Here is a 10,802-nt window from a genome sequence, read left to right as displayed (position 1 = left end):
AAGATTGAATATCTAAAATTTGCTGTTCTATATTTTTAATACTTTCAGTTTTAATCATAGATATCTTATTATACATATTCCACTTATTATTTCAATTTGTTTAAGCTCCGAAATATCAATTATATAAGTTAATTCATTTTCCTCATTTAAAAAAACATATTCCTTTATATACATAGTACTTACTAGAAAACTATAATTATAGTTTTAATTGAATTATGAAATAAGGGGGGAGCAGACACACGATTTAATATTTCCATCGTTTGAATAATTTATACTAAGTCGTTAGATGTTTATTTAACTTTCAATTTGAACATGCAATAGAAGAAGTGGACCTGCTTTTTTTGATGTAAGTATCTTAAACAGCTACTCCAGTGCGGGGTTAGATAATATTGTGTATTTTAAATTTAAAACATAATAAATACTTTTAGCATTCTAATTGAGTTAATCTACCACACTGATTCTCCAAATACCTAGAAGACACATCTGAAGAATTAGGAGAAATAACAATTTTTGAATCCTCGATAACTAATTGCACAAGTAAAACAGTAATAGTTGTTATGTTAAATTGTTTCCGTATTTCAATGGGGATTGTTAATTTCCCGTTTCGAAAAATACATTGGTTTAACCTACTATCAGGATGAAACCTTCTGATAATGAGTTTTTCTCCTTCTACATATATAAATACATAATCTCCATCATTAATTTGAAGGAGATCAATGAAAACTTTAGGTATCGAAACTTGACCATTTGTTGTGATTTTTCTGAGATAATACATAATTTTAACTAACTCCTTTATTCAAATAAAAAAGTTTATTAATAATGTAGAATAGCTAATAACTCTACTTTTAGTTTCCTTATTACTATACTGAAAACTTATGATTATTTTGTGCAGATAATATGAAATTAGTAGCAAAGTTTTTGGATATTAAAAATATGTCTTTGACGCGCTTAATGTCTTTATTATTAATATTAATTGAAAAGAAAATGAAATATTTTTTTTTGTTAATTTTTTTTAATATGATGCTACGATAATATAAATAACACCTTATTATAAAATATGAATTAACACTATAAATAATTGCTTAAAAAGGAGATTATAAAATGTATAAAGGTTTTAAAATAATAGTAGCATCTTTAGTAGTGTTATTAGTTGCTAATTCCGTCCACTTACCTATACAAGCCTCAGAAGACAAAACTAAATTAAACGAGGAAGATAATCTAATTAAAAAGAAAATATCTACTAATGATTCTGAACTGGATAAAATAGAAGAACAGATTAATCAAATACAGGCAAATAAGAAAAATATAAATCAAGAAATAGAACAAATAGATACAGAAATAAATGATGCAGATCAAAAAATCATGAAAAAGGAAGAAGAAATCCGTATTATAGAAGATGACATTTCGAGGCTAAAAAAAGAAATTAAAGAAGTGAAAGAAAGAATAGAAAGTCGAAATGAACTATTGAAAGAGAGAGCCCGTACATACCAAGAAAATCAAGAATCTAATAACTACCTTAATGTTTTACTAGGCTCAAATTCGTTCAGCGACCTTATCTCCCGTGTGGGTGCAGTAGCAACGATAATTGAAGCAGATCAATCAATACTCAAAGAACATTCAGATGATTTAGATCTATTTGATGAAAAACAAAAAGAATTTACAAGTAAACATGCTAACCTAAAGGAGTCTATTAATGGTCTTGAGCTTCTTTCAGATCAGTTAGAAAAACAAAAAAAACAAAAAAATAAAGTATTAAAATCCTTAAATATAGAAGAGGAGAGTGTAGTAACATATAAAATGGAGTTACAAGAAGAAAAACAATTATTAGCTTCTCAGGAAAAAGCAATAGAGAAAAACATAGAACTTAAAGTTAAAGATGACATACGGAATAATTTTCAAGGTCAAATTGAATCAAATGTTCCTAAAGAACAAAAATCTAAAGATTTTACGAATCCAACTACTGGAAATTTGACTTCGGATTTTGGAAACAGGAGTGGCGAAACTCATTATGGTGTTGATATTGCTAAGGCTGGAGAAGTTCCAGTTTATGCAGCTGCGGATGGTGTAGTTATACGCTCTTATTATTCATCAAGTTATGGAAATGTAGTTTTTATATCTCATACTATTGATGGAAATAATTATACTACTGTTTACGCACACATGAAAAATAGAATAGTCAATGAAGGAGAGATTACTAAGAAAGGACAAAAAATTGGTTTCCAAGGAAATACTGGCCAATCATTTGGTCAACATTTACATTTTGAATTACACAAAGGTAATTGGAATTCAAGCAAGACAAATGCGATTAACCCTAAGGGTTTTATTTCTCTATAAATAAACATGCATTTAGCTGAAACTGCTGACAGTGATGTTGATTCTAAAATTCATAACAAATTAAATAAAACACCTTTTTGTGTATCTTGGTTATTGTTAATCTAATGATCACTTAGAGGTGTTTTTTATGTGAATAACAGCTGCTATCCTTATATGTATAAATTTAGAGTAATTGATTTTTATTAAACGGAGACTCCTATAAGAAGCTACGTAGGATATGAAAATTCCCACAATCATCCATTTAACATAAGTGTAATTTTAATATAAGTGCAGCTTACTTATCGCATTTTCAATCTTTAGATTTTATATATAAAAAGGAATTTCAAACGTAGAACCCTAATTATAATACATTAATTAATTTTATGACCGATATCGAAAATAAATCGTATAAACTAAAAAATATATACTTAAATAATTAGTCGCAGTATACTACGATCAATTGATTACTTAAGATAATAGCTGCCCCTTGTATTAAAAGAATTAGCCCCTCAACATAATGTACTTATTTAGGGTTATGACTCAAAAGATACCTGTAACTTAAAACCTATCATAATTTTTAATTATTTTCTTTAGTCCATTTATATCCCATTCTCCATACAGTTTTTAAATGGTTTTCTTGTGGGAAATTAATGCTTTTTAATTTCCCCCTTAAATTTTTTATATAGGAATCAATCGTCCTATCTTCTATTTCTATATCATTTCCATAACTACTGATTGATCGCTTTAATTGATTTCTTGATAAAACCTTTTTTGGATTATTTAAAAACAAGGCTAGTAAAGCTGATTCCTTTGGCGTCAGTAATACTTCCTTCTCAAGATAAGTTAGTTCAAATGAATTTAACTTTAAAATTAAACCATTAAAAATAATAATATCCTCTTTAGGATGGAACCTTCTTAAAACTGCCTCAATTCTCGCAACTAGCTCTTCCTCGTTAAATGGCTTGGATATATAATCATCTGCTCCTATCCTAAGACCCTTAACAATATCTGGTTGTTCATCTTTAGCAGTTATCATTATAATTGGTATATCCCAAAAGGACTTTATATCCCTACAAGCAGTTAACCCATCCATTTCAGGCATCATTATATCAAGCAAAATCAAATCTACCTTATTCGTATTTGTTTGTAAGTATATAATTCCGTCAATAGCTGATTCTTTCTTTATACAATTAAAACCCATTGGCTCTAAAAATAATGAAATTAAGTCAAGTATCATAGGCTCATCATCAATTATTAAAATCGTTTTCAATTTGCTCATCTCCCTGAAATATTATTTCGAATTGGGTTCCTTTTCCATTTTTACTAGTAAAAGAAATCTCTCCACCATGTGCAAATACGATTTCTTTTACTATAGACAATCCTAGTCCTGCCCCACCCGAACTTCTTTTTCTAGATTTATCAACTCTATAAAAACGATTAAATATATATGGAATATCCTCTTTAGGTATTCCAACTCCATTATCTGAAGTTGTTATATAAATATATCCATTCTTTAATTGGGCAGAAAGATAAATTTTAGTACCGAAAGAATACTTTAATGAATTATCAATTAGATTATAAAGAATTTGTTCTAGTCTAAAAGGATCCGCGATAATGCTTAGGTTCCTTGGGCAATTAGTTATTAACTCCATATTTTTATCGTTGAGTTCCCACATGAACTTTTCTTCTATACTGTAAAATAGATGATCTAATCTAATTTCTTTTTTCTCTATTTTAAATGCATTTTTATCCATCTTAGCTAAAGTAAATAAATCCTTAATTAATATGGATAGTCTGTGGGCCTCTTTTCTTATTATAACTATATATTTATCTTTTTCTTCATCAGAAAGTTCCCTATTATAAATTATATCAGCATAACCTTTTATTAAAGTTAGCGGTGTTTTTAATTCATGAGAAATACTATCTAAAAAACCTTTCCTTTCCAACTGCAAGTAATTTAGGTCTTTTGCTAAACGAGTGATTGATTTTGATAAATCCCCCAACTCTTCATTTTTAATATTTGGAAGGGAAATTGAAAAGTCTCCTTCAATAATTTTAGATGTTGCTTCCTTCATTTTCACAAGGGGTTTTGCAAGTGCGTATGATAAGAAAGTAATAACGATAAAAGTTAAGATTAAAGTAAACACTCCTACAAAAAAGAAATTTTCATTAAGTTTTTTTACCAATATATGGATTTTGTCTGTGTTTTGGAACGTGTATACAAGGCCCACTTCTTTACCGTTATTTCCTATAGCATTCACTGTAAATATGAAGTCATCATCTTTCCAATTACCTACAAGAAAATCTTCATTTGTAGTTCTTTCACTTATTTGAGAGTCAACATATTTATTTAATAAAGAATTAGAAGAGGCAATAATATTATTATTTGTATCTGTTATAATAACATCTGTTTCAGTTTCAGACTCCATAAGCATAATATGCGCAATAGTTTCACTATCAAAGTGTTTTTCTAATATCGACACTAAAGAGTCTCCTTTAGCCTGTAAAGTAAGCTCTTCTTCATTAATTTTCGAGTGCACAATAGTTGTATGCAGAAAAAGAAACATAATAACTTCCAATCCCACAATAATAATAAAGAAGATACAACCAAGTTGTATGGATAATTTCCTCATAATATCACCTAACTTTTTGGTCAAATTTTATAAATACATTCTTAAATATATATGAACACATATTCATTTAAATTTCAAATACATCTATATTTCAAAGTATAGATGTATTCATCTGAATTATCACATTAAGAAATTTCAAACTAATACGCCATAATAACATCATAAAAACGTTGACTAGTTGTCACCATAGCGCTAGTAAATTTATGAGATAATATACCCGAAATATACCTAAAGCGAAGGAGGATTTACTGTATATAGTATAAGTTTTGCATATATAATACATGCTCATATGGTTAAATGAACACATATACATTTGTAATATGGCGATATCTATGAAAGGAGATCAAAAATGAAATTAAAAACGTCCTTTTTAATCGGAATGTTTATTGTTGTTATGGTTTTGACGGGGTGTGAGCCTTTATTAGTTTTGGATCCAAAAGGACCTCAAGGCCGTACAACAGCAAACGTTATTATGATTTCAATATGGACCATGGCAATTGTTGTTATTGTAGTTTTTGCTATGTATTTCTATATTGTTAGAAAATATCTTGCATCTAGGCAAAGTAAAGATTATGTACCACCATATATAGAGGGTAGTGTTAAGCTTGAAATCATATGGACAGCAATACCAATATTAATTGTAGCTTTCTTATCAGTAGTAACTGTTATTTCAACTTACAAAGTAGAATCCGTGCCAGAGGGTTACGAAGAAGAGCCATTAGTTATTTATGCATCCTCTTCAAACTGGAAGTGGCACTTCAGTTATCCTGAACAAGATATAGAAACCGTTAACTATCTTTTTATACCTACAAACAGGCCAATAGAGTTTAAACTATATTCGTTTGGTCCTATTTCAAGTTTTTGGATTCCTCAACTAGGAGGACAAAAATATGCAATGGCCGACATGGTAAATACATTAAACCTTGCTGCAGATGTTCCAGGTGAGTATTCTGGGAGGAACGCAAACTTTACTGGAGAAGGGTTTGCACAACAGACATTCAATGTTACTGCAATGTCACCAAAAGAGTTTGATAAATGGATAAGAGATATAAAATCAACAGCAGAAACATTAACTGAGGAGAAGTTTGATGAGTTATTACAACCCGGGCACTTAGGTCAATCAACTTATAAAGGTACACACTTGGAGTTTTCTCCTCCACCGGAAAATCATCATTCCAAAGAACCCTTAAAGGATAATCAAGAAGAAATTAAAAACCAAAAAATAATAAAAGATGACTTATCGAACGATGAAGATCATTCAAACATGAAACATTAATGTGTATGTTTTAATAGAGTCTTTTATTGAACATGAAAGGAGTTACTGTAATATGGATTTCTTAGATAGATTTGCAGTTCCTAATCCGGGTCCTACCATATATGCTTCAATGGTTGCAATTGCTTTAACAACTATAGCCATTATCATAGGATTAACCTATTTTAAAAAGTGGGGGTATCTATGGCGCGAGTGGCTCACTACAGTAGACCATAAACGGATTGGAATCATGTATTTAATCTCTGCTATTTTAATGCTTTTCCGCGGTGGAGTTGATGCAATAATGATGAGAGCACAAACTGCAGTACCGGATAACACTTTATTAGGCGCTCAAGAGTATAATGAGATTTTCACTACTCATGGTGTTGTTATGATTATATTTATGGCAATGGCATTTATAATGGCATTGATGAATTTCGTTATTCCTTTACAAATTGGAACACGAGATGTTGCATTTCCTAGGTTAAATGCTCTAAGCTATTGGCTCTATTTCGCTGGAGCAATGCTTTTCAATATATCTTTCGTGGTTGGTGGCTCGCCTGATTCTGGCTGGTCTTCATACTTTCCACTTGCTGGAACAGATTTTAGTGAATCAGTGGGCACAAATTATTATATGATCGCACTCCAAATTTCAGGTATTGGTACACTAATAACTGGTATAAACTTTATCACCACTATTTTAAAAATGAGAGCTCCTGGTATGTCATTAATGAAAATGCCAATGTTTACTTGGTCAGCTTTAATTACAAACTTGATAATTGTTTTTGCGTTTCCTGTATTAACTGTTGCACTGGCTATGGGGACAATGGATAGACTATTTGCCACTAATTTTTTCACTACTGAAAATGGTGGTATGGATATGCTTTGGGCAAATCTATTCTGGGTATGGGGCCATCCTGAAGTATATATATTAATTTTACCTGCCTTTGGAATTTACAGTGAAATAATATCAACATTTGCAAGAAGAAATCTTTATGGTTATAAATCTATGGTTTATTCTATGATAGCTATTTCTTTGCTATCATTTCTGGTTTGGGTTCATCACTTCTTTACAATGGGACAGGGAGCATTAGTTAATAGTATATTTTCTATCACAACAATGGCGATAGCTGTTCCTACTGGTATAAAGATTTTTAACTGGCTGTTTACCTTAAGAAAAGGAAGTATTGTTTTAACCACTCCAATGCTTTATTCACTCGGATTTATTCCCATATTTACAATAGGTGGGGTAACTGGTGTAATGCTAGGTATGGCAAGTGCTGATTATCAGTACCATAATACAATGTTCTTGGTAGCTCATTTTCATTTGGTAATTATACCAGGTGTTGTATTTGCAATGATAGCTGGTCTATTTTATTGGTGGCCAAAAATGTTTGGCTTTATGCTAAATGAAAGATTAGGTAAATGGTCATTTTGGTTTATAGCTATCAGTGTATGTTTAACATTCTTCCCAATGTTTATTTCCGGTTTAGATGGGCAAGCTCGACGTATGTATACCTATTCTGAGAGCACAGGGTTTGGTGTTTGGAATATGATTTCATTTATAGGGGCTATTGGATTAGCAATTGGATTTGCATTAATTGTCTATAATATATATTATAGCGTTCGATATTCTCCAAGAAATATTCCAGCAGATCCTTGGAATGCCAGATCCTTAGAGTGGGCAACTGCAACTCCTGTTCCTGATTATAATTTTGCTATATTACCAGAGGTCAAATCCACTGAAGCATTTTGGGACTCTAAGATATATGGCGACAAACTTTTCAATAAAAGGATCGAACCAATTCATATGCCTAATAATAGTGGAATGCCTTTTATAATGGGAATAATATTCTTTATATGGGGATTTGCTTTCGTATTTGGCCTATGGATATTATTAGTTTTATCTACAATAGGAATCGGTATCTGTTTAGCACTTCGTTCCTATGAAAAAGATGAAGGTTATTATATACCTGTCGATGAAATCGAAAGAGTAGAAAAAACAGGAGGGAAGAAAAAATGAAGGTAGATAAATCTCTTCCTCTGGAATACGGTACAGAACAAAATCGCTTAAATATATTAGGTTTTTGGGTATTTATAGGCGCAGAAATAGCTTTATTTGGCACACTATTTGCTTCATATTTCACACTAATAAATAGAACAGGGAATGGACCGGCAGGTGCAGAAATTTTCGAAATTGCCCCCGTAATGATTGAAACTATTCTTTTATTAACGAGTAGTTTTACGATAGGATTAGCAATCCATGCTATGAGAATGGGGAAAGTAAAAGCAACTATAACCTTTTTTATCATAACCCTCTTACTTGGACTTGGATTTCTAGGTATAGAAATATATGATTTCATTGTTTTTATTCATGAAGGAGCAACTTTGCAAACAAGTGGATTCACAGCAATATTGTTTCTAATATTAGGCACACATGGAGCTCACGTCTTGGTTGGTATATTCTGGGGAATATTTATTATATCGCAATTATTTAAGCACGGCTTAACCCCTAGAACAAATAACAAAGCTTTTATATTCTCCTTGTACTGGCACTTTTTAGATGTTGTTTGGATCTTTATTTTTAGTTTTATCTTTATGAAAGGAATGTTGTAGGTTATGAAAGAATTATTTCCTAGAAAGCATGTGTATGGATTTATATCTTCCTTATTGTTATCTATAATTGCCCTTTCCTTGTATTATTTTGATTTAACATTTCAACTATCTATGAGTATCCTTCTTATAACAGCATTTTTTCAAGCTGCTATACAATTGATTGTATTTATGCATGCAGGAGAAACTGAAGATAAAAAATCAATATATATAACAATATATTATGGTGTATTTATAGCATTAGTTACGATATTTGGTACTTTACTAGCGTTAATATGGGGTTATTATTAATCTATTAATTACAAGAGATGAAGATCGTCTTAATACAGGAGATCTTTATCTCTTTTTTATACAATAGTTAATTCATCAATTTTTTTTATAAGAAGAATTCTAACCCTAATCTAATATATCTAACTTTTATCCTCTAGTAATATATGCTTAAATCACAATTGATTTAGTAACAAATATAAATTATTCAGATATGATATAATTCTAGTCATCAATACCATGATGAGGTGAATTATGGAAAAGAACGAAAACCATTATAACTATTCGGGAGAAGAATCATTAGATGAAGAGACACTTTTTATTGTTTCTCAAATATATAAAGCGCTTTCAGACCCAACGAGGATAAAAATTCTTCACTTATTGTCTCAAAAGCAATATTCCGTCAATGAAATTGCTAATAATCTGGATTTACTCCAATCTACGGTATCCCATCAATTACGCTTTCTAAAAAATTTAAGGCTTGTTAAATACCGTAGAGATGGTAAAACAATGATTTATTCTTGTGATGATGATCATGTTATGCATATTCTTAAACAGACAATCGAGCATGCGAGGCATCATTGAATTTATAGCTAACCACAATGCTCTTATTAGGCTTTATAAACCCATAGAATACCCCCACCATTTAAATAGTAGGTGGCGGGTATATACATATTTAAACGTCACTTTTAATCCTCCATTTAGTTTGATTTGTTTCCTCTGTAAATTATCTATCCCTGATAATAGAAATTTGCCCATGTTTAAAGTAATTAAATTTGTTATTTTTAACATTACATTAATTACTGCATATGAATACAACAACATGATTATATGTTCATTCGTTTTTTTTCGAGTGTTTAACATAGTTGAATAAGGGGGGATACTAAAAAAATAGTTGATGAAAACTTTTTAATTTCTATTCCAACTATCGTATCGTTTGCAATTTATCAATATCTAGAGGGCATAGTTGTAATGCTATTCTATTTGGCTGGAGGATTCTGAGTACGGTCCAAGAGATGTTGAAATAGGTAATGAAGTTTTAAGCGGTTTCGAGAATGTTAAAGGTCTATTAACAATTAAAATTACAAAACCAGGGCAATATGGGAACCTATTATATCAGATGTTCGAGTTGCCTTGCATGCAGTGCTTAATGCAATGCGTGCTTTAAAAATTGACCAATTATCATAAATAAATTGTGTGGTTGGATGTACACAGTATCCACAACGTCTCTGTATGATAATGGAGAATACGAATAATATTTCAAGTTATATCTGAATGATTATTAGAAATATACATATACTAATTTTGTCTTTCTTCAAATGATTTAGTTAAATATTGAAAAAACTATATAATAATATATTATTATATGATAATATGCTCATGCATAAAATCATCGAGGTGAATTAGAAGTGTGAAGGAAAAAATATGGTGAGCTAATTATAAATGAGGATATTTTATTTGCTTTTACACAAACGTTTTGAGCGTTAAGCGACCAAACTAGAGATTGCATTTTAAATTTATTTTGTTCAGAAGAACATTCAGTAGATGATAATATTGCTGAGACATTAAATTTAAGCCAATCAGTGGCTCCCACCAATTGAGTAATTTGAAAAATCTAAGATTGGTCAAATCTAGAAGAGAAGGTACTACATTATATTAAAGATGACGATCACATCATGAATTTGTTAAAGCAGACAATTGAGCATGCAGAGCATCGTTAAATA

The 10,802-nt window shown here is 30.5% G+C and carries 9 protein-coding genes and 1 pseudogene; 7 read left to right on the top strand and 3 right to left on the bottom strand.

Going from position 1 to position 10,802, the window contains the following annotated elements:
• Positions 1 to 424 precede the first annotated feature (424 nt).
• Positions 425 to 775: an AbrB/MazE/SpoVT family DNA-binding domain-containing protein gene (locus CWS20_RS29390; protein ID WP_066194450.1), complete on the bottom strand. Its 351-nt coding sequence runs from the start codon at positions 773 to 775 to the stop codon at positions 425 to 427.
• A 326-nt stretch (positions 776 to 1,101) separates the two neighbouring features.
• Here CWS20_RS29390 and CWS20_RS23605 point away from each other — a divergent pair, with 326 nt between their 5' ends.
• A complete protein-coding gene (locus tag CWS20_RS23605) occupies positions 1,102 to 2,334 on the top strand; it encodes a murein hydrolase activator EnvC family protein (protein WP_066194448.1) in 1,233 nt (410 codons plus the stop codon).
• 556 nt (positions 2,335 to 2,890) lie between these two features.
• Here CWS20_RS23605 and CWS20_RS23600 read toward each other — a convergent pair.
• Both CWS20_RS23600 and CWS20_RS23595 read right to left on the bottom strand, forming a co-directional pair.
• Positions 2,891 to 3,592 carry a response regulator transcription factor gene (locus tag CWS20_RS23600; protein ID WP_321202699.1) on the bottom strand — a complete coding sequence of 234 codons (702 nt, stop codon included), beginning with the start codon at positions 3,590 to 3,592 and terminating at the stop codon, positions 2,891 to 2,893.
• Positions 3,561 to 4,796, bottom strand: coding sequence for a HAMP domain-containing sensor histidine kinase (locus CWS20_RS23595; RefSeq protein ID WP_318247549.1), 1,236 nt, complete (start codon positions 4,794 to 4,796; stop codon positions 3,561 to 3,563). The genes CWS20_RS23600 and CWS20_RS23595 overlap by 32 nt, the downstream gene beginning before the upstream one ends.
• Positions 4,797 to 5,295: 499 nt before the next feature.
• Here CWS20_RS23595 and qoxA point away from each other — a divergent pair, with 499 nt between their 5' ends.
• The 6 genes and pseudogenes from qoxA (at position 5,296) to CWS20_RS28435 (ending at position 10,799) form a co-directional block, all read left to right on the top strand.
• A complete protein-coding gene (qoxA, locus tag CWS20_RS23590) occupies positions 5,296 to 6,222 on the top strand; it encodes a cytochrome aa3 quinol oxidase subunit II (RefSeq protein WP_066194440.1) in 927 nt (308 codons plus the stop codon).
• A 52-nt stretch (positions 6,223 to 6,274) separates the two neighbouring features.
• Positions 6,275 to 8,221: a cytochrome aa3 quinol oxidase subunit I gene (qoxB, locus tag CWS20_RS23585; RefSeq protein WP_066194437.1), complete on the top strand. Its 1,947-nt coding sequence runs from the start codon at positions 6,275 to 6,277 to the stop codon at positions 8,219 to 8,221.
• Positions 8,218 to 8,814 carry a cytochrome aa3 quinol oxidase subunit III gene (gene qoxC, locus CWS20_RS23580; protein WP_066194434.1) on the top strand — a complete coding sequence of 199 codons (597 nt, stop codon included), beginning with the start codon at positions 8,218 to 8,220 and terminating at the stop codon, positions 8,812 to 8,814. Before qoxB ends, qoxC begins: the two co-directional genes overlap by 4 nt.
• A gap of 3 nt (positions 8,815 to 8,817) precedes the next feature.
• The gene (gene qoxD, locus CWS20_RS23575; RefSeq protein ID WP_066194432.1) at positions 8,818 to 9,102 is read left to right on the top strand and encodes a cytochrome aa3 quinol oxidase subunit IV; all 285 of its coding nucleotides are present in this window, start codon (positions 8,818 to 8,820) and stop codon (positions 9,100 to 9,102) included.
• Between the two features lie 231 nt (positions 9,103 to 9,333).
• Positions 9,334 to 9,663: an ArsR/SmtB family transcription factor gene (locus CWS20_RS23570; RefSeq protein ID WP_066194428.1), complete on the top strand. Its 330-nt coding sequence runs from the start codon at positions 9,334 to 9,336 to the stop codon at positions 9,661 to 9,663.
• Between the two features lie 851 nt (positions 9,664 to 10,514).
• Positions 10,515 to 10,799, top strand: a pseudogene (locus CWS20_RS28435) (ArsR/SmtB family transcription factor).
• Positions 10,800 to 10,802 lie beyond the last annotated feature (3 nt).

The sequence above is a fragment of the Cytobacillus horneckiae genome, assembly GCF_002835735.1.
Taxonomy (GTDB): domain Bacteria; phylum Bacillota; class Bacilli; order Bacillales; family Cytobacillaceae; genus Cytobacillus; species Cytobacillus horneckiae.
The sequence above is the reverse complement of the archived record's forward strand: the minus strand, read 5'-3'. Positions and strand labels throughout refer to the sequence as shown.

Coding starts and splice junctions, on each gene's coding strand:
- qoxC (WP_066194434.1), top strand. CDS start 8,218: ATGAAGGTAGATAAATCTCTTCCTCTGGAATACGGTACAGAACAAAAT.
- CWS20_RS29390 (WP_066194450.1), bottom strand. CDS start 775: ATGTATTATCTCAGAAAAATCACAACAAATGGTCAAGTTTCGATACCT.
- qoxA (WP_066194440.1), top strand. CDS start 5,296: ATGAAATTAAAAACGTCCTTTTTAATCGGAATGTTTATTGTTGTTATG.
- qoxD (WP_066194432.1), top strand. CDS start 8,818: ATGAAAGAATTATTTCCTAGAAAGCATGTGTATGGATTTATATCTTCC.
- CWS20_RS23600 (WP_321202699.1), bottom strand. CDS start 3,592: ATGAGCAAATTGAAAACGATTTTAATAATTGATGATGAGCCTATGATA.
- qoxB (WP_066194437.1), top strand. CDS start 6,275: ATGGATTTCTTAGATAGATTTGCAGTTCCTAATCCGGGTCCTACCATA.
- CWS20_RS23605 (WP_066194448.1), top strand. CDS start 1,102: ATGTATAAAGGTTTTAAAATAATAGTAGCATCTTTAGTAGTGTTATTA.
- CWS20_RS23570 (WP_066194428.1), top strand. CDS start 9,334: ATGGAAAAGAACGAAAACCATTATAACTATTCGGGAGAAGAATCATTA.